We start from the raw sequence: 22,217 nt of genomic DNA on the forward strand, positions 1-22,217 counted from the left end.
GTATTTTAGAAAATTACTTATGAGAAGCGTACAACCAAGGAACATCTTTTCGATTTTTCTCTTCGTATATAGAGATCTCAGCAGCATGCTGCAGAGTTAAACCGATATCATCCAAACCATTGAACAAACAATATTTACGGAAAGAGTCCACTTCGAAATTGTAAACATTTCCGGAAGGACTGATCACATTCTGTTTGTCCAGATCGATCTTAATTTTGGCTCCCGGAGTCTTATCCACGATCTTGAAAATTTCGTCCACTTCTTCCGGCTTTAAAACAACTGGAAGCATACCGTTTTTGAAACAATTATTATAAAAAATATCAGCGTAAGAAGGAGCAATAATCGCTCTAAATCCGTAATCTTCCAATGCCCAAGGAGCATGTTCTCTGGAAGAACCACATCCAAAATTGTCTCTGGTTACAAGAACGGAAGCACCTTTATATCTGTCTTGGTTCAGGCTGAACTCAGGATTTGGTTTAGTTCCCTCGTCGTCCAGATATCTCCAATCATGGAATAGATGGATACCAAAACCGGTACGTTCGATCTTCTTCAAAAATTGTTTAGGGATGATTGCATCCGTATCTATATTTGGGCGATCAATTAGGACCGCTAAACCTTCGTGTTGAGTAAAGGGTTTCATGAGTCAGTATCCTTATTTCCAGTTCCGAATATCTACAAAATGTCCTTCGACTGCAGCAGCGGCTGCCATTGCAGGACCGACCAGGTGAGTTCTTCCACCCTTTCCTTGTCTTCCTTCGAAGTTACGATTGGAAGTAGAAGCGCATCTGTCTCCTGGTTGTAAAACGTCGTCGTTCATAGCGAGGCACATGGAACAACCTGGTTGTCTCCATTCGAAGCCAGCTTCTATAAAAATTTTATCAAGTCCTTCTGCTTCTGCTTGGCGTTTCACCCTTCCGGAACCGGGAACTACAATTGCCTGAACCTTCGTGGAAACCTTCTTACCTTTTACGGTCGTCGCAGCCACTCTCAAATCTTCAATTCTAGAGTTTGTGCAAGAACCGATGAATACCTTATTCACAAAGACATCTTCCATCTTTTGTCCAGGTTTCAGGTCCATATATTTCAGTGCGTTTTCGATACTGATCTTTTCTACAGCATCCGGAGCATCTTTTGGATCAGGAACAATTCCAGTCACAGGAACTACTTGTCCTGGAGAAGTTCCCCAAGTAACTTGAGGAGCAATTTCTTCTGCTTTTAATACTATGCTAGTATCAAATTTAGCTCCGTCGTCTGTCACATAACGTTTCCATTTTTGGACAGCCAGATCCCATTCTGCACCTTTAGGTGCGAAATCTTTTCCTTTCAGATAATCAAAAGTAGTTTGGTCTGGAGCGATAAGCCCTGCTCTTGCACCTGCCTCGATGGACATATTACAAACAGTCATACGAGCTTCCATACTTAAGGAGGAAATTGCAGATCCTCTATATTCGATTACATATCCGGTTGCTCCACCAGTACCGATCTTTCCGATAATCGCAAGAACGATATCCTTAGCGGTTACATGAGGAGAAAGTTGACCATCTACTCTGATCTCCATGGTCTTTGCTCTTCTTTGTAAAAGAGTTTGAGTAGCAAGCACATGTTCTACTTCAGAAGTTCCAATCCCAAAAGCAAGTGCTCCAAAAGCTCCATGAGTAGAAGTATGGGAATCCCCACAAACAATAGTCATCCCTGGATGAGTCAGTCCCATCTCAGGAGCGATCACATGGATGATCCCTTGGTCAGGGTGATTTAGATCATAAAGAGTAATACCATTCTCATTACAATTCTTGATAAGAGTTTTCATCTGGTTGGCGGAGATTGGATCGGCCAATTCCAGGTCACGGATCCGAGTGGAAACGTTATGGTCCATCGTAGCAAAAGTAGCTTCCGGACGGCGCACCTTTCTTGCAGCCATACGAATACCATCAAAAGCCTGGGGACTCGTTACCTCATGGATGAGATGTCTGTCTATATAAAGTAGATAAGACCCTCCGTCCAATTCACCGACCAAATGGTCTTCCCAGATTTTTTCGAACATCGTTTTCATGGTGCGCAGATCCCCCAGGGGGTAATTCAAGAGTAAAGATTAGACTTCCTTACGGAAGCTCTCTTCCATGCTAAAAATCAGGGGTTTTTCGTAAAGAAGGTTCCGGGGGAAGGCCGCGAATCTATCATTTGCCTCGGAAAACGAGTAAAGCCTTACCGATCCCTATCTCGTCAAAATCGTACAAGATCCTTGGTCTCAGAATTTTTTTACCGTTCAGGAATGTTCCGGATTCGGAAACCAGATCGTATAGAATATACCGATTGCGGACCTTTCTGATCCTTGCATGATTTTTACTTACAGATTGTTCGTATAAAACCAAATCACAAAGGTCGGAATTTCCAATATTGGTCTCAGCTCTTGCGAGTGAGTATTGTTTGCCTGGATTTCTTCCTTCTTTAAAAACAAGTGTGGCCTTTTCATAGGATTCACCCTGATCGAATTCTTTTAGAGCAACAGGAGCCGCCCTTTCCGTCTCGATCCTATCTTCTTCCGAATAAACAAGCTGGTACTGGTTACCATACATTTTACGATAAGCATCTTGTTCGAATTCTATCGTATGAAGTCTTTCTTCAGGACTTACAGTTCCTTCAGGATTCTGCTTTTTTCCTTTTTTCAGAACAACGATCAGGGCTACCAAAGTAAGAATTAATAAGAAAGTAAAACTAGGTAAAAAGATAGAAGGATGTAATAAGAAAACGAGAAGCCTAGTCCGAAATGGAAGATCATAAGAAAAGCTAAGTCGTCTGGAATTTTTAGTCTCCAGTTCTACTTCTAAATTTCCAGTTCCTTGGAATTGCCATTCGTCTTGGAAAGGAGATTCATAAACCAAGGACCAAGGTTCTTTTCTGAAATAATCCAGGTCTCCAAAAACCTGGGTCCTAAAATCAGGACTATTCAAAGAATAGAATGTTCCGCCATATCTTTTTGCTAAAAACTTTCCTCCGTTAGAAGGAAAAGACAAAACATTGATAGGAATATTCGGAGTGTATTCTCCATTCTGAGCTTCATTAGAAGGAATGAGATCTTGGTCGTAAAATAGAGTCAGAATATAATCGGTCTCTTTCAAACGAGGAGAGATCTTTTGAAAAACATAGTCCAGATTTGCTGAGGTATTTCTGTTGGACTTCCCACCTGGAACCTTAGCTTCTTTCAAAGCATCCGATTTACTTAGATCATCTTTGGAGAAGAATACATCATCCGTAAAAAATATAAAGCTGAACCTATCTGCAGAATCAGCTCTTTCTACAATTGTTTTTAAGATCTCTGTGGCTTGCACATTATGATCAAATGAATTCGTCATCTGAGTGATGAGATAAATATGAACAGGCCTTGTGCCTTCTGGTCTATGGATCTTAAGAGGACCTACTCGTCTGGAACGATTTTCTTTTTGTTCCGAAACTGTAAGTATCTCTTGGTCCAGAGATACACCCTTGCCTGCTCTCAATTTTAATTCTACTTTAGGATATCTGGAAATATCATATTCTTCTAAATGAATACTTTCTGCCCCAACAAACGCTGGGTATACGCAAGCTAGCAAAATCAGAAAATATATGAAGAAGCGACCAATCATAAGATTTTGCAATTTAAGCGGGATTTTCATCCAAAGTAAACAGTTTTCTGGAATACTCCAAATGAGGGTTCCAGGACCCGTTTTGCTTTTTCAAGGTCTCCAGTTTTTCCCCACTTCTCATTACAGTTATAGTATCGGCTAGCTCCCTAGCAGAACTAAGATCATGGCTGATAAATAGAAGCCCTGCTCCCAGATCTTTCACCTTGGATTTCAAAAGTTCCAGGATCGCCCTTCCTGTGATCGGATCCAAAGCAGAAGTGGGTTCGTCTGCGAGAATCAGCTCTGCTCCTGAATACACCGAAAGTAGTACTAAAATTCTCTGTCTTTCTCCTCCGGAAAGTTGATGAGGTCTCGCCTTCCAGGCAGCCTCTGGATCAGAAAGTCCGAATTCTTTTAGGAGTCTGAGACCAGTTGCCGGATTTGCAAGTTCTGGTTGGATGAGAGAAAAATATTCTAGGATTTGAGAACCTATACTCAAAAATGGATGAAGACCAATTGCTGCAGTTTGAGGGATTAAACTAATCCGTTTTCCTCGCCAATTTTTCCAAAGAGAAAAATCTCCACTTTGTATGTCTTGGGAGAAGAGTGAAAATTTTTCCCAGGTTACGATAGCTTCTTCATTGAGAAGTCCGAGTATCGTGCTTGCAAAAGTAGATTTTCCGCTTCCGGATTCTCCGACCAAAGCATGAACTTCTTTTTTAGAAATTTGGAAATCGAAGTTTTTAAGAATATGTGAAGACCCGATTTTTACATTCAGGTCTTGTATAAAAAGAATAGTCTCGGATGATTCTCTCTCCAAGTTTTATCCTAACTGAAAGAGTTCATATTCTACGATCGAACAAAGAATATGGCCGATCAGAATATGGGATTCTTGGATACGCGCGGTTTCTTTTCTAGGGATGATTAGATCTAGATCCGCCATACCTTTCATTTTTCCGCCATCTCCACCTAAGAAAGAGATTGTTTTCATCCCAATCTTTTTGGCGGATTCCAAGGCAGCGATCACGTTTTTGGAATTCCCACTGGTTGAAAGACCTACAAGTAAATCTCCCGGTTTTCCGAAAGCTTCTACCTGACGAGAAAACACAAACTCGTATCCGTAATCATTGGAACAAGCAGTTAGAACCGCTGAGTCAGCAGATAATGATAACGCAGGAAGTGCTCTTCTTTCATTTCCAGATTTATAACGGACCACAAGTTCTGCTGCGATATGAGACGCATCACAAGAAGAACCGCCGTTTCCGCAAAAAAGGATCGTACTCCCTTTTTTTAATACTTCGGAAGCAATTTTTCCTGCTTCTTCAATTTCAGGAAGAAGTGTATCCAATACTGCTTTTTTGGTCTCGATAGAGTCCTGGATCTGTTTGGATGCGATTTCTTTTAAGTTCATTCTCATTTATCCTTTTTAGACCGAATTTTAGAGAGCACTGACTCAAAATCCTTTTTGGCTGAATCAAATTCATACAGTGTCAAATTTTCGGAATGCGGAGAATTCCTATTCCCGCTTACGTTTAAAAAATACAATTCTTTAGAAACGATCTGTTTCACTCTTTCAGAAGAATTTGCCTGGAATACATCCTCAAATTCCTTTCCTAAAAATACCAATAATACTGCGATTGTGCTCGGCCTGAGATTAATCAATATCTGTTGTTTCCAAATTGGTTCCCAAGTAAGTATCTCTTTCCAAGAATCAATAGAACGTTTTAGATCTGCCTCTTCTTGCAGAACCGACCAAGATTCTTCATCCCAATTTGGGGTGTTAATTCCAGACAAGATACTTTTTAGACTTTTATGGTCTCCGCTTAAAAGTCGGTTTAAGTCAGCCTCTCCTAAAAAAATCACCCCGCTGATCTTATCACCTTGTTCCGTTAGATAGTTTCCAGTTGAAACAACTAAGGAATATTCTCTGCCTGATTTTTCCTTACCTTCTAAACGGAATAGATTTCGGTTATTTTTAGTAAGTTTAAGAGATTGATTTTCAAAAATTACACCGGAAGGTTTTTTACGGGTCACAAAAAAGCGATCTGCTTTTTCTCTTAGGTCTTTTAATTCCCAGGTATAACCTCGGCTATCCCTAACTAATTCTTTTTCTGTTTCGTGAGAGACTTTCTTTTTCTTTCTCCAAAAAAAGAGTTTATTCCAAAAACCTGATTTTTGTTTACCCTTGGCCATCTTAGTTCCCGTAATCTTTTCGGAGATTAGAAGGGCGTTCTATCAATTTTTTCCCCATTTCGTAGACCTTTGCTTCTTTTAGAAAAGTGGAATATGCAGAAGAGATTGCGATCGTAAATCCAGGAAATCCGTCCAGAAACCCAAGTTTGAAAACATAGATCTCTACAAATTTTCCAAAAGGTTTTATGATTGTACGGGCCAGGGAAAAGTTTTTATTCTTCTTCCAACGAGTCCAGGAAACAATAGAAGAGAATTTATTGATGGTATCTACTTGTTGTGCAAGATCAGCAAAACTATAATGAAGGATATCTCCTTTTATCTTTTTGCCCTTTCCCTCTACAACAAGATAGTCATGAGGATTTTCTCCAGTCCATTTAGACTTGGATTTTCGGATGATTCGATATTTTGTCTGAGGATACCAACCTGAGAAGCGGATAAATCTTCCCATATGGAATGTAAGTCTGGAAACTTTGAGCCCATTCAAGGAAGGATCTTCTGGGCTTTCTAAAAATGTGCGGAGAGAATCAATGAGTTCCTCACTCAGTCGTTCATCTGCATCCAAAGAAAGGATCCATTCGTTCTTACAGAGAGAGATTGCGTCATTCTTCTGTTCTACATGTCCCTTAAAATTCTGGGAAGAAAAACGAACCTCTGGAAAGGACTCGCTGATCTCTTTGGTTTTGTCTGTACTATTTGAATCTAAAACAATAATCTCGTCTGCAATATCTCTGCAAGATTTGATACAGTCCCCGATATTCGCTTCTTCATTATAAGTGATGATCGCAACTGAAAGTTTCTTTAGAAATCTTTCCCGGACCTCATTTCTGCTCAAGGGTGCCTTGGCTTTAGATTTCTTTTTTTTAGGGGAAGAAGGTTCCTTGGTTTTAACGGATTCTGCCATATATTTGAATATCGCAAAGGAGCGAATGAATTCCTAAAATAGTAGGATTTCCTTCTTTGTCAGCGGTTTTTTCTGGAAATCTGAGAGGAAAAGGAAAGTCTGGGGACCGGTGAAACCTAGCTTCTTTTCTCAAATTTCAGAGACCTCTGGAAAGATCTCATTTTATTCCTTATTATTATTTTTAGTAGCATTTCCACTTTCTGTTTCCGCCTCGCAAGTATTGGCAGGCCTAAGCATTTTCTGTTTTATATTCTCTCCTAAGGAGAATTTTCAGAAGTCTAAAACTTACCTTATACCCTGGGGATTCATTTTAGGAGCCTATGTCCTAGTATTTATTTCGTCTCTCTATCACTTCGAAGAATATTCCAATTTCTGGAAAACATTTACAAGACAATCAGAAGCCGGAGATTTCTGGCTTTCGATCCTATTTCCAATTGCTGCAGTCCATTCTTCAGAAGAAAAAAATAGAAGTCTGATCTATAAATATCTTTGGATCTCATTCTTACTCGTTTTGATTTCTGGGATAGCATCCGTTTTCAGCGAGTACAGACTAGGCAAATTTATATCCAATGGTTTTACTCCAGCGCCGGGAGACAGGAGACAACATCCTGCTGGCCCACTTTTCGGTTTGGAAACGTATCTTCCGATCGGACTAATGAACACTCATTTGACCTATGGTGGATTAATTTCTTTTTATATTCCAGGACTTGCTCTTCTTCTTTTCCAAAAGATAAGGAAGAAGGATCTAAAATATACATTAGGATTCAGCGCTCTTCTCCTATTATCGCTTTGGGTATTTTTACTCAACCAAAGCAAATCTGCATGGCTTGGAGTTCTTGCAGTCACCGTTTATTTTATTCTAAGTAAATGGAAAAATTTCTCAGGTAAATTCCCAAGGATCACATTTACAAGAGTTTCAGTTGTGATTGTCCTTTTGATCACTCTTGGTGGAACCGTTCGATTCTTTTACCAAAAAAATTGGTTATTACAAAGAACTCTTGCGCAACTTACGGAGATCCAAACTCCTGAAAACCAAAGATATTGGATCTATAAACTTAGTCTTCCATTACTCGCGGAAAATCCAATTTTGGGAACTGGTGGAGGAAGATTTAAGGAAACTAGTTCAGAAATTTCTAAATCATTTATAGAAAAGAATGAACAACTTTGGTATGAGTTATACATCACTCCAAATAAACATGCTCATAATGATATTTTAGAATTTGCAATTGTGGGCGGATGGCTTTCCGGAATTCTATGGATCGGGTTCTTTTATTTTTTGTTTAGAAAGATCGCTGGTTCTAGCTTAGAAGAAGGAAATTTTCCTTTGGTTGGTATCGGGTTTATCTGGGTAGCTGGATTTTTCCAATGTTATCTTTTAGATGATGAGGTTGCGCTTCCCTTCTTTGCTTTGGCAGGACTTTTATGGGGCAGGGAGAAGGAAACGTCTCCTAAATTCTCTACTGCTTCTACGATCTTCTTAAGTATTACCTTACTATTAAATATTTCTTTCTGGATTTGGAGGCTTTCGATTCCTGCAGAACTTGCCTATGGAAGGCAGGTATTTGCTTCTTCTTCTACTCTTGCTAAAAAGTTAGAAAGACGTATCTTGCCTTTTAGAAATCAAAGCGAAGAAAGAGAAAAAAGAATTTCTGAAACTATTTCAGTTTCTGGCTTAGAAGGAAGTTCAGAATTTTCTTTAGAAGGTTGTCTCACTCATAGATATCCAAATCCTTCAAAACTTAGGGAAGAAGATTATTCATTAGGGATCTATATTTCCCCTATTTTAGAAAATCCACCGACTAAGATTACCATTACAGTATTTTCAGAAGAATCTTTTGATGAAGACAAACTTTATTGGTCTCATAGAAAATATGATTTAGGAACTAAGGATTTAGATCTGAAACCCGGTTGGAATTCCTTCGTTTGGAAGGAGACCATAGGACTTTCTAAAATTACGATTTTTCCAGATATCGTATTTTTCAGGAGTTTTAAGATCCGATTTGGGGGTTTTAATCCAGAGAAGCAGATGGATCTGCCAGTCCTAGACTTGGGAGATCTCTGCGATTTTAAATTGAACTAAGTTGGTACCTGGAGCGGGACTTGAACCCGCACGAGCGTGAACTCACAGGATTTTAAGTCCTGGGTGTCTACCTATTCCACCATCCAGGCGTTTGAGAGACTCTGCCAGGCGTCGCCCGGATTCGAACCGGGGATCAAGCTTTTGCAGAGCCATGCCTTACCACTTGGCCACGACGCCGATATGAGGTATGATTTTGTGTGTGGGCAAGGTGTCAATAGAAAAGTGGAGGAAAGACTTTGAGGATCTATTTCTATCGAATCGACTCGAATGCTAGACTTTTCCACGAGGATTCCGAGCTGACGGATAAAAAGTTTTTAGACTTCTTTTTTACTCATCTAGAAAAAAACCATACCGGAAAATATCCTGAATGCGCCTATATCTCTCCCTGCGGAAAAGAAATGAATTTTGTGCAAACGGAACATTACCCAGTTCTGTTTAAACATAGAATTGGAGATAAACTCTATTACGGAGGAGAAAAAGGGATCTTATTCCAGCCTGAAAATTTGAAATTTGATACTTTTGGAAATTTACTCCACCCTTTTCAAAAAGAGATCTGGGGAAGAGTTTCTACAGAAATCCTTTTAGATCCGGAACTGGAATGGAAAGAAAATCCAGAAAATTGGGATCTGATCTGGAACGGAAAAAATTTTCTCATCCCAAAATTCGACCCAACTGATCTTTCGAATTAGATTCAGGTCCGTTCTTTCAGATTAAGCCCGGACTATAGTAGAATTTATTCCCACTCGATTGTGCCAGGTGGTTTGTTTGTAAGATCGAAAAACAAATACTCTATCCCGGGAACTTTCAGAACTTCTGAAACTAGTTCATCCAGAACATCTTTTTCCAATCGGAAGAAACTCGCAGTCATCGCTTCTTGAGAATCCACAGGTCTAAGAACGATACTTCTTTTTCCGGATTCGGAGCCCAAAGGAAGAAGTACTACAGGCATTTGCCAGATCTGATCATAGATCTTTCTTTTTTGAAGGACCTTTTCCACCGCTGCGTCAGCATCTCTCAAAATATCAGAATCTTTTTTGTCCAAGTCGATTGGCTGGAATTTGAAGTTTGCTTTTGCAAAGGCCTCAGACTTTCCTAAAAATAGAACCACTCGATTGACTGAAGAAATTTGATTTGTGATCGCTGTGGAAATTTTATCCAACTCGTCCCAGGTTTTATCTCCTGAAATCGCTGCACAATATGCGTAAGACCTCTGGTCCCCTTTAACACCGACAGAGGCAACAGGAAGAAGTTTTGCTCGTAGCGAAGAATCAGAAGCAACAAATTCATCTAATGATTTTTGAACAGATCCTGCGACTGGTTTTTCTTGTGCGATCATTCGAACCACAAGTCCTGGTCCAGGGAAAGGATGTCTTCCGGTCCATTCCTTAGGAAGCCCTAGGTAATTTCCAAGTTCTCTGACCTCGTCTTTGTAAAGGTCCTTGATCGGTTCTACTACCTTCCCTTCTTCCATTAATTTTTGGATGGCTTCTACTCTATTATGGTGGGTCTTGATCGTATGAGAATGTTTTGTTCCGCCACTTTCTATTGTGTCCGGATAGATGGTCCCTTGTCCGAGTAACCATTCGTCTGCATTCAATCCTAAACTTTTAGCACAATCTGCCTGTGCTTGTAAGAATAGATTTCCTACAATTTTACGTTTTTCTTCCGGATCTTTTTTACCTTTTAGAGCAGAATAAAAAAGTTCGGAAGAATCATGCACATGCAACTGGATCCCTTGGGGAGAAAGTTTTTCCTGAAGACTTGAAACCTCGTCCTTTCTCATAAATCCAGTATCTATTAGAACACCCTTAACTCTGTCTTTTCCTAAAGCCCTGGAAAGAAGAAGATACGAAACTGTCGAATCCACTCCTCCGGATACGAGTAAGAAAATCTTTTTGTCTGCAGGAACGATTGTATGTAATTCTTTTTCTTTTAGATCTAGGAATTGTTTTAGATCCCAGGTACCTTCTGCTCCAGAAATTTTTACAAAGTTTTCTAAAAGAACAGAACCTTTTTCTGTATGAGTTACTTCAGGATGAAGTTGTATCCCGAACCATTTTTGGGTTGGATTTTCGACTACTGCATATTCGCAGTCCTGGCTGGATGCTGTGCGAGTAAAACCTGCCGGCAAACGAGTCACCTCGTCCCCATGGCTCATCCATACAACTTCCCCACCAGCAAAACCTTTGAGTAATTGTGTTTTAGGAGTATCAATAAAATCTAAAGCGGCTCTTCCGTATTCCGCGGTGCCTGCTTTTTTAACTTCTCCGCCTAGAAGTTTCATCATGAGTTGGTGGCCGTAACAAATCCCTAAGACTGGAATTCCTAGTTTTAACACTTCGACCGGTAGAGAAGGAGAATCTGGTTCGTATACGCTCTCAGGTCCGCCGGAAAGAATGATGCCTGAAAGTTTGGAATATGTTTCAATAGGTTCGTCGTTACCTAAAATTTCGGAATAAGCCCCCAAACGACGAATTCTGGACGCGATCAAATGGGCATACTGCCCTCCAAAATCCACGATCCCAATTACATTTTGGTGCTTCATTCCAAGGTATCCTTAACGTTTCCTTTATGTGAGTTGTAAAAAGATTCCCAGAGACAAAGTCCGGAAAACTCTGGTTTAAAGAGGGAATCATGAGCCATCAACAAGAGTCGATAGGAATTTCCGCTTATGAGGGAAGACAGGACCATATCCCTAGTCTGAAACTTCCCGAGATAGAATCTTTCGCCAATGTGTACGAAGGTAAGGATTACACAATCGATTTTACCATTCCAGAATTCACTGCGGTTTGCCCTAAGACCGGACTGCCTGATTTTGGAGTGATAGAGATCAGCTATATACCAAAGGCAAAATGTATAGAGTTAAAATCTCTGAAAGAGTATATTCTCGCCTACAGAAATCTTGGAATTTTTCATGAGAATGTTGTGAATCATATCTTAGAAGATCTGATCCAGTCTGTAGACCCAAAATACATCAAAGTCAAGGGTGATTATAACCTAAGAGGTGGGATTAAAACAATCGTCACAAGAGAGTACACAAGCAAATGATAGATCCGATCTCTTTACTTGGATTCATCGCTTGTACTCTGACTACTCTGGCATTTCTTCCCCAGCTTATTAAAGTGATCCTGGAAAAAAGGACCAGGGATATTTCCAGGAATATGTATCTGGTTTTATCAGTGGGAGTGTTTTTCTGGCTTTGTTACGGGATCTTAAAGAATGATTTTCCGATCATTCTTGCAAACGGATTTACCTTACTATTTACCACCACCATTCTCTGGTACAAACTTCGTTCCAAAGAAGAAGAATAAAAAAAGCCGCTTCCTTACGGAAACGGCCCTTTGTTTTTTTAGAGTGGAAAACTAACTTATTTAGGAGCTGCCTGGTCTTTTAAAGACTTACGCTGATTTTCCAATTCCTTCTTGGCATCGTCCATAGAAGATTTTACTTTTTCTTTCTCTTCTTTGCCCTGCTTTTGGATGGCTTCTTTTTCTTCTTTTCCAGCGCTCTTAGCTTCTTCTAAAAGTTTACGATTTTCTTCTTTTGCACCTTCAATCAGTTCTCTATTTCTTTGTTTTTGCTCTTCTAATCCTTGGAGGATACGAGCCTTATTCTCTTGGAAATCTTTTAGGATTTCTTGGATACGAGCTCTTTGTTCTTCCGTAATGGATTGGATAGTAGCAGAATCATCCTTTAACTCTTGGGCTTCATCCTCAGTTAAAGGTTGTTCTTTGAATGTATCTCCATTAGAGCTAACATTCTCTCCTGCGTCCGCGATAGTTTGGCTTTCAGGATTATCTGCGTCTGCAACTTCGACCGATCCGTCGGAAACTCTGGTGCTTGTGCCTTTACCAGACTCTTCTACTATGAATTCAGTTCCTCTAACAGAAGCTACGACTGTAGGAGTAGAAACGGTGAACTTGGAAGTTTTGGTAAGTTTACCCGATACCTTGGTGAAAATTTTTCCTTTGATCAAACCCATATCTGCGTAGGTTTCCCCGTTTGCAGAATCGATAAAAATTTTCTTTAGAGTTAGGCTTGTGTTTTCTTTGATCCTTACAAGAACTCCTTCAGTCAATTGAAGGTCTGCATAAGAATCCTTTCCGGTTTCTATCTTATCTTCCGGCAAAAGGAAAGTATCTATTGCTACTGCTTTTTCTTTCCCAGCGTTATCGAAAATTTTTACTGTTCCCTTGGTGAATGTGATCACTCCACCTTGGAGATCTTCTTTGGCTTTCTTACAATCTACAAATACAATGCTCAGGGCCAGAAAGAAGGTTATGGCAATCCGTTTCATTTAGTTCTGATTCTCCCTTGAAATAGGTTTAGGAAGAATATCGATGAAAGAAATTTCCGTCCACATTTTTACTCAGACCTTTTGAATTATTCGGGAAGGATCTTGTCTAATTTGTAGAAGGCCTCAAATCCCATTGAGACTGGCAATCAGCGGCGGAATCTGAAAGGAAAAGGTATTGCGCCATAGCCCCAGTCTAGAAATTGTAGCCCTAGACCGCCAACAACGAACTAAAAAGTTCCAAAGGAGTGACAGAATGAGCAAAATAGCCTACGTAGATAAGGACAACTGTACTTCTTGCAACCAGTGTGCAGACAATCTACCTAAGTACTTTCAAATGGACGATAACGATACTTCCGAGACTCATATCGGAGGAGAGAATGTTAACCAAGCTCAGATCCCTGAGGAAGATTGGAAAACTGTTCAGAAAGAAATGGATGAATGTCCCGGTGAATGTATTCACTGGAGAAAGTAATCGTTTTCCGATTTCTATATTCTATAAAAAAGAAAAAGCGGGAATCTTTTCCCGCTTTTTTTGTGTCTTGATATGGATCAAAAGTTTCTGTAGAGAAGATAGGTCAATATTCTTGTTCTGATCTAGTAGAACCAAGTAATTCGTCTGGAATATCTTCTACTCTATCTCCTATCTGGATAGCGAGTCTGTTCCCAACTCTTCCTGGGAGACATTTGAATTTCTTACGTTCCCCTACTTTTACAAGCATATCCGATCTGGTAGTGGTGTTTTCTAATTTAACAACATCACCTACAGTTAGATTCATAAAATCCAAAATAGAAATATCTACTGAACCGACTTCAGCGATCACAGGAATTTGCACCTGATCCAAACGTTCTTGGATGATTGCTCTGTTCTCGTCCAACTCACCCTTCCGGATAGATGAATACCAGTATTGTGCGGAGAGTTTATTAATGATAGGCTCGATCGTGATATATGGAATACAAAGGTTGGTTAGACCTTCTACCTCACCGATCTTAGTCTCTAAGTTGATCAAAACCACCATGTCATTCGGAGGTACAACCTGAGCGAACTGAGGGTTTGTTTCGATATTACCAAGACGAGGTCTTAGGTCGATTACAGTCGACCAAGCCTCTCTCATGTTTCCTAAGATACGAACGATAATTCCTTCCATTACGCTCATCTCGATCTCGGAAAGTTCTCTGGAGATTTTTGCAGTCTCTCCCTTACCACCAAATAGACGGTCAATGATCGTAAATGAAATAGAAGGATCTATTTCTAAAATTGCGGAACCCCTAAGCGGGTCCATGTTAATTACAGCAAGTGTGGTCGGGTTCGGAATAGAACGAATAAATTCTTCGTAAGTTAACTGATCCACAGCAGCAACGTGAACGTGAACTAAAGCTCGGAGCTGAGCAGAAAGTCCAGTAGTTGCCAAACGAGCAAATGTCTCGTGCATCATTTGAAGAGTACGGATCTGGTCTTTAGAAAATTTATCGGGACGTTTGAAGTCATAAATTTTGACCTTCTTTTGTTCCCCTACGGAAGAATATTCATCTTCCGCTACTTCTCCGCTGGAGATCGCGTTTAATAATGCATCTATCTCGTCTTGGGATAAAATTTCGGTCATTTTCTTACCTTCGCTAATAGATTAGCCACTTTCCAAAACATTCCGTTTTCTTCCGGCATTCTTCTTAAAGTAAATTCGTATTCGTATCGGACAGGGACTTTATTCACTCTTCTTTCCACAGCGACCCGCACTTTGGAAAGATTTGAATTCACCTTCTCCGTTCCCAAGATCTTATAGTATTGTAACATACCTGATCTGTTTTCTGCCAGATAATTTCTGAATTCTTCTAGAACAAAATCTTTTTCAGCTTCTTCTGATTGTTGCCAATCTCTTGCAAATCTGTCGTATGCTTGTATATATTCAGGGAAATGGATCCATTTGAAATGGAGCTTCCAGTTTTTCTTTTTTTCAGCACCTAAGAATAGATGGATCACTTCTTCAGGCTCGAGTCCGTCTGTTGATGGATCTTGGTAAGGAACTCCAGGAAGCACCCAATCTTTTTTACGCTCTTCTACACTGAAATAAGGATGGCTTTCTGATCTTACAAAATGGTCTCCATATTCGGAGATATTAGGATAGAAGTAAGCGGTTACGAAATATTTTTTGCCTGGCTCTAACTCATATAGATGGTCAATTCTGATCTCTTTAGAAAAAGTTTCATCTTTATGAAGAATGATCTCTTTGACCTCGTCACCTACAAGGTTCTCAACTTTATTCCTTCTTCTTAAGATAGGATCTTGTTTTCTTTCTTCTTCTATTCTTGAAACAGTTCTACCGTCTTCATCTCTTACGATTACTTGGAAGGAACGTAGATCTTTTCCATAAGGGAAAATTCTTAGGACCTCGTTTCCAGTATTCCTAACTGAAAGTACAGCTGAGATTGGTTCCTTCTCACGGAACTGCATTTTAGGAAGTTTGATATCCACTATGCCTTGGGCTTGGATATAATTTTCGGAAACTTCTCCCCTTGCATTTCTGTTAGGATACGATCCCAAACCGAATGCACTCAGTAGAATTAGTATGATCAGAATTCGTTTCATTCTAAAATTTCAGCCCGTGCGGACGCAAAATCTATGGTCCTCTTTTAGATTTCGGCAAAAAGAGACAAAACCCACTAAAAAATACGGGAAATTATCCAGGAAAACCGGACTCTTTTTCAGCCTTCTGCGTCTTCTATAATATAATCAGCTATCCGGATCAATCTTCCAAGAACGGGCTTGAGCTTACTGTATTCCTGGTAACATTCCTCGTATTTTTCCAGAATTGGCCCGATTTGGGCTACAGACTTAGGAGATAGATTCAAACTGGAAATATTGGATTCTGAAAGTTTTTCAGCAGATTCCAAACTATCGAAAAACCTAGAAATCTCCTTAAGGATGGATTCATCTGCCCTATCATTCTTTTCGAAATTGGATTCTATTTTTAGAATATAGTCAGTGAGAGTTTGTTTGAGTCGGACTTCTTCTTCGTTTGCTTTACGTTTTGCAGTAAGTGTATTCACCTTACTATAACGTGCCATCGCTTCTTCATAAGAATGGCTGACTGATTGCCTGTTTTGTTGGATCAGGCGCACTAGTGAAACAACAGAACGGAAATCCCAGGCAGTGTCCTTTTTGTTCCGGATCTCTGGGAACATTTCTCCACCTTGGGAGTCATCCACCTGTAATCCGGAAAGTTTTTCTAATATTCTTCCCGTGGATCCAGAGCCCTGTATCTCTCGGGCCACCGAAAGAAAAATAGGATTTTGGTCCAGGGAAGTACTCATTATTTTGCCCTCTTATCGTAGATGGACACTTTGCGAATGGTAGTTTTGCCGTTTCCGGAAGCGATGATCTTATCTACTATATCAGCGCCTTGGATGATCTGGCCGAATACAGTATGTAATCCATCCAAATGAGGAGTGTCAACTTGGTTGATGAAAAACTGAGAACCATTTGTATTTGGTCCTGCGTTTGCCATTGCCAAGGCTCCCTTGATCGCTTTCTTACTTTTAACAACATTATTATAACGATACCCGAGTCTGAAAAGTATTTCCATTACAGAAAGATTTTTGGCTTTTTCCAAATTACTTTCTAGTTCTTCTCTTCTTTCGTCTGCTTCTCTTTGGCTGCGAATTCCAAGCTCTCCACCAATGTATCTATAAAGATAACCAGTATAAAATTGAGACTGTCCTATTTTGGCTTGATCCAGACCTAGGCTTGCCGCATTGATCTCGTCAGCAAATCTATAGCCAGGAGTTCCAGATCCGTCACCGTATGGACATCCACCTTGGATCATAAAACCCTCAATTACTCTATGGAATGTTAATCCATCATAGAATGGTCTTTTCTGAGGTTGGCCATTGCGAAGAGTGAATTCTTTCTCTCCTTGGGCAAGATCAATGAAGTTTTGGACCGTTTTGGAAGCATCCTTATCGTACAGTTCGAAAAGCATATTTCCTTGGGTTGTTTCTATCAAAGCATAAATAGCTGGTTTTTCAGGAAGAGCCACGCGAGGTTTTTCTTCTTTTCTGACTACGACATCGACTGGGCTGTACGCTTCCGGAACATATCTTTGTTCCGCATATGGATTTGCCTTACAGGCAAAGGAAAATAATAAAATCGCAAACCATACTAAGGCACCAAACATTTTGGGCTTAGAATTCGATTTTATATTCAGATAATTCATTTCGTATTCCTTTGGATTGATTTGATAGATTGTTTCGCAAGTTCCAATTGTTCTAGCTGTCTGGATCTGGAAGTCCCGCCATAGCTAGATTTTTTGTCAGTAGAAAGTTCCAGACTTACCGCTTTAGAATATTCCTCTCCAGTAAAGTAAGGTGAAATTCCTTTTCTGACCTCTTCTGAGATTGTGAATAAATTTTCTTTTCTTTCTACACATTCTGAGACTAGTCTTCCTACTAGTTCATGCGCAGTTCTAAATGGGACTTTTTTCTCACCCACAAGAAAGTCAGCCAAATCTGTAGCAGTGGCAAATCCTTCTTTCAAGGATCTTTCTCCTCTTTCTGGTCTGAACTGCATTTCGGAAACCATTGCTTCTAAACCTTCCAGACTTAATAGAACAGTTTCCACAGCATCAAAAACCGCTAACTTGTCTTCTTGTAAATCACGATTGTATGTAAGAGGCAACCCCTTTAAGAGCCCAATTAAATGATTTAAATTCCCCGCCACCCTAGCGGATTTTCCACGGATAAGCTCAGCTATATCCGGATTTTTTTTCTGGGGCATGATAGAAGATCCGGTAGTGAGTGAATCAGGCAGTTTTACAAGGCCAAATTCTTGAGAAGAATAAAGAACTATATCCTCACAAAAACGAGAAGCATGAGACATTGTTTGCACTGCAGCAAATAAGAACTGCAGAAGATGATCTCTATTTGAAACACCATCCATACTATTTGGAGAAATTGAATCTGCTTTTAATTCAGAAGCTAGAAACTCTCTGTCGTTTTGGTAATTCACTCCAGCCATAGCGCCGGAGCCGAGAACTAGAATATTTGCAGTCTTCTTTGCAAATTCGAAAAACTCTAGGTCACGAGTGAACATCCAAAAATAAGCCAATAAAAAATGAGAGGCTCTGATTGGTTGAGCAACTTGTAAATGAGTATAACCAGGAATGATTGTATCTATATTTTTAGAGGCTTGCTCATAAAGTGTTTCTCTCAAAGAATCCAAACGTACTAAAATTTCTTGGATACGATTTCTTACATAAAGCCTAGTGTCTTGAGAGACTTGATCATTTCTAGACCTTGCTGTATGTAATTTTTTTCCAACTTCTCCTTTCAATTCAGTGAGTCTTGATTCCACATGCATGTGAATATCTTCTAACTCTGAACTGAATTTGAAATTTCCGGATTCAATCTCTTCTTCTACCTGATTTAATCCGTCTAGTAGTTCTTTTACTTCTGTGGAATTTAAGATGCCCATCTTTGCAAGCATCTTGGCGTGAGCCCTACTTCCTTCTAGATCTTCTTTGTACAATTTTTGGTCGAAGGAAATAGATTCTCCTATCCTTTCCATAATGGAAGAAACTTTTTCTTTAAATCTTCCTCCCCAAAGTTTAGAGTTTTTGTCCTCAGGTGTATTCATTAAAAAAATTTTGATACCTTATTGATTTTCCGCAAAAGTTTGGAGCCAGTCTCTTAGGATCTCGATTTCTTCCTGATCCAGTTTAGAATTAGTATGTAAGAAAATATAATCCTTGGGAGGCATATGACCTTCTTCCACTTCTTCTAATATCTCTTCCGCGAGATCCGCCTTTTTTTCCGGTTTTAAGCTTTCCCACTCCGAAAAATTTAATTCTTCACGACCTTCTTCTATATGATGAGAGATATATAAAGAAACCGGAAAAACCTTGGAATACCAAGGCCATTGGACTAGATCCGAATGGCAGTCATAACAAGACTTTCGAAAAATCTTTTTGACGCGTTCTTCCGTTTTGATTTCATTAGCATTCTTTCCCAACGGAGGTTGTACGGGGATTAACTGAAGAGCAAGGAATACGACTAGTAGTCCAATTCCCAGACGAATCCAAATTTTTCTCATCACTCCCGCTAAGAATATGGACGGGAATGTTTTTGAAAATAGAATTTTTCCCCTTTCTTCTACCTAAAAACCATGGACTTTTTACAAGACGGACATAACCTCTCTTATCTTTGGATCGCCTCCGGGATCTTACTCATGGTGGCAGAACTTTTTATCCCCGGAACCTTTGTGATCTTTTTAGGATTATCTGCGGTTATCGTAGGAAGTATTTCTTATTTTTTTGAAATAGGATTTTGGCCCCAGGCAATCATTTGGGCAGCACTTTCAGGAATTCTAATTTGGGTGGGAGGAAGTTTTCTCAGGAAATTTTTTCCATCTTCTTCCGAAAAAGCCACTCTTATACCAGAAGAAGGTCCAGGAAGGATCGTTCTAGTTTCCAAAGACATTCTTGTAGAACGGAAAGGTGGTAGGGTCGTATTCCAGGGAACAGAATGGGATGCGATCAGCAAAGCCAAACGAATTCCCGCAGGAAAAAGAGCAAGGATCTTAGAGAGAGAAAACCTTACATTCGTTGTGGAGCCTATCGAGCTTCCTGAAATATAATCATTTTTAAATAGGAGTTAGAAATTTACAAAATGGACCCTTTTCTATTTTTTACGCTGGTTGTCATAGCAGCTATCTATCTCATTATGAAAACCTGTATAGTGGTTCCCCAAAACTATTGTTTTGTTGTGGAAAGGCTAGGAGTGTTCCGCGGAGCACTTGGAGCGGGTTTTCATTTTCTAATCCCGATCATTGACCAGATCAGATACAAACAACTTTTGAAGGAAATCGCAATCGATATTCCTCCTCAGACTTGTATCACTAAGGACAACGTTTCCATTTTGGTGGATGGTATTCTATACATCAAAGTTATGGATCCGTACAAAGCTTCTTACGAGATCGAAAACTTTAGAAGTGCAACCATCCAGCTGGCTCAAACCACTCTTCGTTCTGAGATCGGTAAATTGGTATTGGATCATACTTTCTCTGAAAGAGATGATATCAATGCAAATGTGGTCCGAGCATTGGATGAAGCAACAGATCCTTGGGGAATTAAAGTAACTCGTTACGAGATCAAAAATATTTCTCCTCCTAAAGAAATCCTACATGAGATGGAAGAACAAGTAAAAGCAGAACGTGTAAAACGTGCTGAGATTACCATTTCAGAAGGTGAGAAAGCTTCTAGGATCAATCGTTCTATGGGTGAAAGACAGGAAGCAATCAATCTTTCAGAAGGTGAAAAGATCAAAAAGGTAAATGAGGCAGAAGGTAAAGCTAAAGAGATTGAGTTTATTGCCCAAGCAAAAGCAAAAGGGATCAAACTAATCTCTGATGCGACTGCAAACGAAGGCGGAACAGAAGCAGTTAATCTTCAGATCACAGAGGATTATCTCTCTGGCCTAGGTGTAATTCTAGAAAAAGCAAAAACCACAGTTCTTCCTACTGAAATGGCAAACGTAGTCGGTTTCTTTGAAGGAATTTCGAAGGTTACCAACAAATTCCCAGGACTGGATTCAGAGAAGGAGTAATATTCAAGATGTTTGTTTCAGTATTTTTATGGATATTTTGGCTCGGGTTTTTACTCTACCTCGCATATAAATTGTATCGTTCTTTGAGAATTGTTTCAGCTCAAGAATGTATCATTGTAGAAAGACTTGGGAAATACAGCAGAACACTTCATGCAGGGTTTCATATTCTAATCCCTTTTATAGATTATGATGCATATTATCATACTCTAAAAGAGCAAGCGATAGATGTTCCTCCTCAAACTTGTATCACTAAAGATAACGTTAAGGTAGAGATGGACGGGATTCTTTATCTAAGAGTTCTTGATCCTCAAAAAGCAAGTTACGGGATAGAAGATTATAGATTCGCAGTTACACAACTTGTGCAAACTACTATGAGAGCTATCATCGGAACCATGGATCTGGATACAACATTTGAAACCAGAGAAGTGATCAATAGCAAAATTTTAGAAGTTTTAGACCAAGCAGGAGAGCCTTGGGGCGTTCGTGTAAATCGTTATGAAATCGTGAACATCGCTCCTCCTAAATCTGTTATTGAAGCAATGGAGAGAGAGAAAAAGGCTCAGATCTCTAAAAAAGCTCAGATCTCTCTTTCTGAAGGAGATAGAGATTCTAGGATCAACCGCTCCTTAGGTATTAAAGAAGAAGCGATCAATAAATCTGAGGGTGAAAAACAAAAAAGGATCAATGAGGCAGAAGGACAAGCTGCTGAAATTGAATCCATTGCAACTGCTACAGCAAAAGGTATTGAACTACTTGCAGCTTCTATCAAAACAAAAGGTGGAAAAGAAGCAGTAAAACTCAGGATTGCTCAGAGATTTATTAAAGAGGTAGAAAAATTAGGACAGGACGGAACAGAACTCGTTCTTCCATTGAACCTATCTAATTTTAAATCTGTAATGAAGTCTGTACTCGGAAGCGAGGACAAAAAGGCTTAAAGACCATCGTCGTATCCGGAAATCAACCTCCGGATACGAATTTTTTATTTAGAGCATTCTTCTGGAAGGATCAACTATCTCTGTAATTCTAATTCCGTAATAATCATCCAATAAAACCAGTTTACCCTTTCCAACCAGTTTGCCGTTTGCTAAAATATCCAAATCTTCGCCCACAGCATTGTCTAACTCCACAACAGCACCTTCGTTCAGACCTAGAACATCTTTAATGTACATATTGGTCCTACCGAGTTCTACAGTAAGAGCCACATTGACATCTAATAATAGATTTAAGTTCGCGGTATTGGAAGAAACTGAACTGGAACGAGCACTTGCTTTTGGAGGCGCAGGAGTAGAAGAAGGTCCCAAGGCCGCAGCAATATCCGCGAAAGATGGAGCTCCTCCAGATGCTGGAGAAGTAGAAGCGCCTGCTCCACCACCAGAATCACCTAATAGAGAATCCAATTCTCCGCTCAGATTAAAATCAGCTGAGCCACCGCCGCCACCCCCGGGACTGGACCCGGTTAGTAATGCGTCTATATCGTCTTGTGAAAGGGAGCCTTCACCCATTAGGACTTGCCTCCAAAGGTTCTTTCTAAATTCTTCGACAGAACCGAAAGAT

Annotated in this window: 24 protein-coding genes and 2 tRNA genes; 8 read left to right on the plus strand and 18 right to left on the minus strand. The window is 39.8% G+C overall.

What is annotated here, in order from left to right; genetic code table 11:
* Positions 1-13 precede the first annotated feature (13 nt).
* The 7 genes from leuD to EHQ52_RS01245 all read right to left on the minus strand — a co-directional run bounded on the left by leuD (position 14) and on the right by EHQ52_RS01245 (position 6,693).
* Positions 14-640: a 3-isopropylmalate dehydratase small subunit gene (leuD, locus tag EHQ52_RS01215; protein ID WP_135613479.1), complete on the minus strand. Its 627-nt coding sequence runs from the start codon at positions 638-640 to the stop codon at positions 14-16.
* Between the two features lie 12 nt (positions 641-652).
* Complete coding sequence (leuC, locus tag EHQ52_RS01220) at positions 653-2,050, minus strand: 3-isopropylmalate dehydratase large subunit (RefSeq protein WP_135613480.1); 1,398 nt, start codon at positions 2,048-2,050, stop codon at positions 653-655.
* A gap of 124 nt (positions 2,051-2,174) precedes the next feature.
* The gene (locus EHQ52_RS01225) at positions 2,175-3,650 is read right to left on the minus strand and encodes an FHA domain-containing protein (protein ID WP_135613481.1); all 1,476 of its coding nucleotides are present in this window, start codon (positions 3,648-3,650) and stop codon (positions 2,175-2,177) included.
* Positions 3,634-4,419: an ATP-binding cassette domain-containing protein gene (locus EHQ52_RS01230; RefSeq protein ID WP_135613482.1), complete on the minus strand. Its 786-nt coding sequence runs from the start codon at positions 4,417-4,419 to the stop codon at positions 3,634-3,636. The genes EHQ52_RS01225 and EHQ52_RS01230 overlap by 17 nt, the downstream gene beginning before the upstream one ends.
* Before the next feature lie 3 nt (positions 4,420-4,422).
* Positions 4,423-5,010, minus strand: a complete 588-nt coding sequence (locus EHQ52_RS01235) for a D-sedoheptulose 7-phosphate isomerase (protein ID WP_135613483.1) — start codon at positions 5,008-5,010, stop codon at positions 4,423-4,425.
* Positions 5,011-5,012: 2 nt separating this feature from the next.
* Positions 5,013-5,792: an LBBP_01157 family protein gene (locus tag EHQ52_RS01240; RefSeq protein WP_135613484.1), complete on the minus strand. Its 780-nt coding sequence runs from the start codon at positions 5,790-5,792 to the stop codon at positions 5,013-5,015.
* Position 5,793: 1 nt separating this feature from the next.
* Positions 5,794-6,693 carry a glycosyltransferase family 2 protein gene (locus tag EHQ52_RS01245; protein WP_135613485.1) on the minus strand — a complete coding sequence of 300 codons (900 nt, stop codon included), beginning with the start codon at positions 6,691-6,693 and terminating at the stop codon, positions 5,794-5,796.
* 109 nt (positions 6,694-6,802) lie between these two features.
* On the opposite strand from EHQ52_RS01245, the gene EHQ52_RS01250 reads away from it, so the two are divergent.
* Positions 6,803-8,773 (plus strand): O-antigen ligase family protein, encoded by a 1,971-nt coding sequence (locus tag EHQ52_RS01250; RefSeq protein WP_135613486.1) that lies wholly within the window; start codon positions 6,803-6,805, stop codon positions 8,771-8,773.
* Positions 8,774-8,775: 2 nt separating this feature from the next.
* Here EHQ52_RS01250 and EHQ52_RS01255 read toward each other — a convergent pair.
* Positions 8,776-8,862 (minus strand) — tRNA-Leu (locus EHQ52_RS01255).
* A gap of 17 nt (positions 8,863-8,879) precedes the next feature.
* A tRNA-Cys gene (locus EHQ52_RS01260) sits at positions 8,880-8,950 on the minus strand.
* 59 nt (positions 8,951-9,009) lie between these two features.
* On the opposite strand from EHQ52_RS01260, the gene EHQ52_RS01265 reads away from it, so the two are divergent.
* Positions 9,010-9,462: a DUF4505 family protein gene (locus EHQ52_RS01265; protein WP_135613487.1), complete on the plus strand. Its 453-nt coding sequence runs from the start codon at positions 9,010-9,012 to the stop codon at positions 9,460-9,462.
* 44 nt (positions 9,463-9,506) lie between these two features.
* On the opposite strand, the gene guaA is transcribed toward EHQ52_RS01265, so the two are convergent.
* Positions 9,507-11,318: a glutamine-hydrolyzing GMP synthase gene (guaA, locus tag EHQ52_RS01270; RefSeq protein WP_135613488.1), complete on the minus strand. Its 1,812-nt coding sequence runs from the start codon at positions 11,316-11,318 to the stop codon at positions 9,507-9,509.
* An 89-nt stretch (positions 11,319-11,407) separates the two neighbouring features.
* Here guaA and queF point away from each other — a divergent pair, with 89 nt between their 5' ends.
* Both queF and EHQ52_RS01280 read left to right on the plus strand, forming a co-directional pair.
* Complete coding sequence (gene queF, locus EHQ52_RS01275; protein WP_100710043.1) at positions 11,408-11,821, plus strand: preQ(1) synthase; 414 nt, start codon at positions 11,408-11,410, stop codon at positions 11,819-11,821.
* The gene (locus EHQ52_RS01280; RefSeq protein ID WP_165780250.1) at positions 11,821-12,084 is read left to right on the plus strand and encodes a SemiSWEET transporter; all 264 of its coding nucleotides are present in this window, start codon (positions 11,821-11,823) and stop codon (positions 12,082-12,084) included. Before queF ends, EHQ52_RS01280 begins: the two co-directional genes overlap by 1 nt.
* Positions 12,085-12,140: 56 nt before the next feature.
* Here the strand turns inward: EHQ52_RS01280 and lsa33 are convergent, their stop codons facing one another.
* A complete protein-coding gene (gene lsa33 / locus EHQ52_RS01285) occupies positions 12,141-13,070 on the minus strand; it encodes a surface adhesin Lsa33 (protein ID WP_135613489.1) in 930 nt (309 codons plus the stop codon).
* 253 nt (positions 13,071-13,323) lie between these two features.
* Here lsa33 and EHQ52_RS01290 point away from each other — a divergent pair, with 253 nt between their 5' ends.
* Positions 13,324-13,542, plus strand: a complete 219-nt coding sequence (locus tag EHQ52_RS01290) for a ferredoxin (protein WP_100710041.1) — start codon at positions 13,324-13,326, stop codon at positions 13,540-13,542.
* A gap of 103 nt (positions 13,543-13,645) precedes the next feature.
* On the opposite strand, the gene fliM is transcribed toward EHQ52_RS01290, so the two are convergent.
* The 6 genes from fliM to EHQ52_RS01320 form a co-directional block, all read right to left on the minus strand.
* Positions 13,646-14,671: a flagellar motor switch protein FliM gene (fliM, locus tag EHQ52_RS01295; protein ID WP_020768525.1), complete on the minus strand. Its 1,026-nt coding sequence runs from the start codon at positions 14,669-14,671 to the stop codon at positions 13,646-13,648.
* Positions 14,668-15,651 (minus strand): hypothetical protein, encoded by a 984-nt coding sequence (locus tag EHQ52_RS01300; RefSeq protein ID WP_135613490.1) that lies wholly within the window; start codon positions 15,649-15,651, stop codon positions 14,668-14,670. The genes fliM and EHQ52_RS01300 overlap by 4 nt, the downstream gene beginning before the upstream one ends.
* A gap of 116 nt (positions 15,652-15,767) precedes the next feature.
* The gene (locus EHQ52_RS01305) at positions 15,768-16,376 is read right to left on the minus strand and encodes a hypothetical protein (protein WP_135613491.1); all 609 of its coding nucleotides are present in this window, start codon (positions 16,374-16,376) and stop codon (positions 15,768-15,770) included.
* Complete coding sequence (locus EHQ52_RS01310; protein WP_167492169.1) at positions 16,376-17,239, minus strand: peptidylprolyl isomerase; 864 nt, start codon at positions 17,237-17,239, stop codon at positions 16,376-16,378. The genes EHQ52_RS01305 and EHQ52_RS01310 overlap by 1 nt, the downstream gene beginning before the upstream one ends.
* A 35-nt stretch (positions 17,240-17,274) precedes the next feature.
* Complete coding sequence (gene argH, locus EHQ52_RS01315) at positions 17,275-18,696, minus strand: argininosuccinate lyase (protein ID WP_135613493.1); 1,422 nt, start codon at positions 18,694-18,696, stop codon at positions 17,275-17,277.
* An 18-nt stretch (positions 18,697-18,714) separates the two neighbouring features.
* The gene (locus EHQ52_RS01320) at positions 18,715-19,152 is read right to left on the minus strand and encodes a heme-binding domain-containing protein (protein ID WP_135613494.1); all 438 of its coding nucleotides are present in this window, start codon (positions 19,150-19,152) and stop codon (positions 18,715-18,717) included.
* Positions 19,153-19,224: 72 nt separating this feature from the next.
* Between EHQ52_RS01320 and EHQ52_RS01325 the strand changes: the two genes are divergently transcribed.
* The 3 genes from EHQ52_RS01325 to EHQ52_RS01335 are packed head-to-tail and all read left to right on the plus strand — an operon-like array spanning position 19,225 to position 21,598.
* Positions 19,225-19,695, plus strand: a complete 471-nt coding sequence (locus tag EHQ52_RS01325) for an NfeD family protein (RefSeq protein ID WP_135613495.1) — start codon at positions 19,225-19,227, stop codon at positions 19,693-19,695.
* Positions 19,696-19,727: 32 nt separating this feature from the next.
* Positions 19,728-20,663, plus strand: coding sequence for an SPFH domain-containing protein (locus EHQ52_RS01330; protein ID WP_135613496.1), 936 nt, complete (start codon positions 19,728-19,730; stop codon positions 20,661-20,663).
* A gap of 8 nt (positions 20,664-20,671) precedes the next feature.
* On the plus strand, positions 20,672-21,598 hold the full coding sequence (locus EHQ52_RS01335; RefSeq protein ID WP_135613497.1) for an SPFH domain-containing protein: 927 nt from the start codon (positions 20,672-20,674) through the stop codon (positions 21,596-21,598).
* A 48-nt stretch (positions 21,599-21,646) separates the two neighbouring features.
* Here the strand turns inward: EHQ52_RS01335 and fliN are convergent, their stop codons facing one another.
* A complete protein-coding gene (gene fliN, locus EHQ52_RS01340; RefSeq protein ID WP_086448896.1) occupies positions 21,647-22,165 on the minus strand; it encodes a flagellar motor switch protein FliN in 519 nt (172 codons plus the stop codon).
* Positions 22,166-22,217: the final 52 nt, after the last annotated feature.

Source organism: Leptospira koniambonensis (genome assembly GCF_004769555.1).
GTDB lineage: Bacteria > Spirochaetota > Leptospiria > Leptospirales > Leptospiraceae > Leptospira_B > Leptospira_B koniambonensis.

What these genes read in the sequence shown, in the direction of transcription:
- EHQ52_RS01330 (WP_135613496.1), top strand. Translation starts at nt 19,728, where the DNA reads ATGGACCCTTTTCTATTTTTTACGCTGGTTGTCATAGCAGCTATCTAT.
- EHQ52_RS01335 (WP_135613497.1), top strand. Translation starts at nt 20,672, where the DNA reads ATGTTTGTTTCAGTATTTTTATGGATATTTTGGCTCGGGTTTTTACTC.
- guaA (WP_135613488.1), bottom strand. Translation starts at nt 11,318, where the DNA reads ATGAAGCACCAAAATGTAATTGGGATCGTGGATTTTGGAGGGCAGTAT.
- EHQ52_RS01235 (WP_135613483.1), bottom strand. Translation starts at nt 5,010, where the DNA reads ATGAACTTAAAAGAAATCGCATCCAAACAGATCCAGGACTCTATCGAG.
- EHQ52_RS01325 (WP_135613495.1), top strand. Translation starts at nt 19,225, where the DNA reads ATGGACTTTTTACAAGACGGACATAACCTCTCTTATCTTTGGATCGCC.
- EHQ52_RS01320 (WP_135613494.1), bottom strand. Translation starts at nt 19,152, where the DNA reads ATGAGAAAAATTTGGATTCGTCTGGGAATTGGACTACTAGTCGTATTC.
- EHQ52_RS01245 (WP_135613485.1), bottom strand. Translation starts at nt 6,693, where the DNA reads ATGGCAGAATCCGTTAAAACCAAGGAACCTTCTTCCCCTAAAAAAAAG.
- argH (WP_135613493.1), bottom strand. Translation starts at nt 18,696, where the DNA reads ATGAATACACCTGAGGACAAAAACTCTAAACTTTGGGGAGGAAGATTT.
- leuD (WP_135613479.1), bottom strand. Translation starts at nt 640, where the DNA reads ATGAAACCCTTTACTCAACACGAAGGTTTAGCGGTCCTAATTGATCGC.
- leuC (WP_135613480.1), bottom strand. Translation starts at nt 2,050, where the DNA reads ATGAAAACGATGTTCGAAAAAATCTGGGAAGACCATTTGGTCGGTGAA.
- EHQ52_RS01225 (WP_135613481.1), bottom strand. Translation starts at nt 3,650, where the DNA reads ATGAAAATCCCGCTTAAATTGCAAAATCTTATGATTGGTCGCTTCTTC.
- EHQ52_RS01240 (WP_135613484.1), bottom strand. Translation starts at nt 5,792, where the DNA reads ATGGCCAAGGGTAAACAAAAATCAGGTTTTTGGAATAAACTCTTTTTT.
- EHQ52_RS01290 (WP_100710041.1), top strand. Translation starts at nt 13,324, where the DNA reads ATGAGCAAAATAGCCTACGTAGATAAGGACAACTGTACTTCTTGCAAC.
- lsa33 (WP_135613489.1), bottom strand. Translation starts at nt 13,070, where the DNA reads ATGAAACGGATTGCCATAACCTTCTTTCTGGCCCTGAGCATTGTATTT.
- EHQ52_RS01305 (WP_135613491.1), bottom strand. Translation starts at nt 16,376, where the DNA reads ATGAGTACTTCCCTGGACCAAAATCCTATTTTTCTTTCGGTGGCCCGA.
- fliM (WP_020768525.1), bottom strand. Translation starts at nt 14,671, where the DNA reads ATGACCGAAATTTTATCCCAAGACGAGATAGATGCATTATTAAACGCG.
- fliN (WP_086448896.1), bottom strand. Translation starts at nt 22,165, where the DNA reads ATGGGTGAAGGCTCCCTTTCACAAGACGATATAGACGCATTACTAACC.
- queF (WP_100710043.1), top strand. Translation starts at nt 11,408, where the DNA reads ATGAGCCATCAACAAGAGTCGATAGGAATTTCCGCTTATGAGGGAAGA.
- EHQ52_RS01310 (WP_167492169.1), bottom strand. Translation starts at nt 17,239, where the DNA reads ATGTTTGGTGCCTTAGTATGGTTTGCGATTTTATTATTTTCCTTTGCC.
- EHQ52_RS01300 (WP_135613490.1), bottom strand. Translation starts at nt 15,651, where the DNA reads ATGAAACGAATTCTGATCATACTAATTCTACTGAGTGCATTCGGTTTG.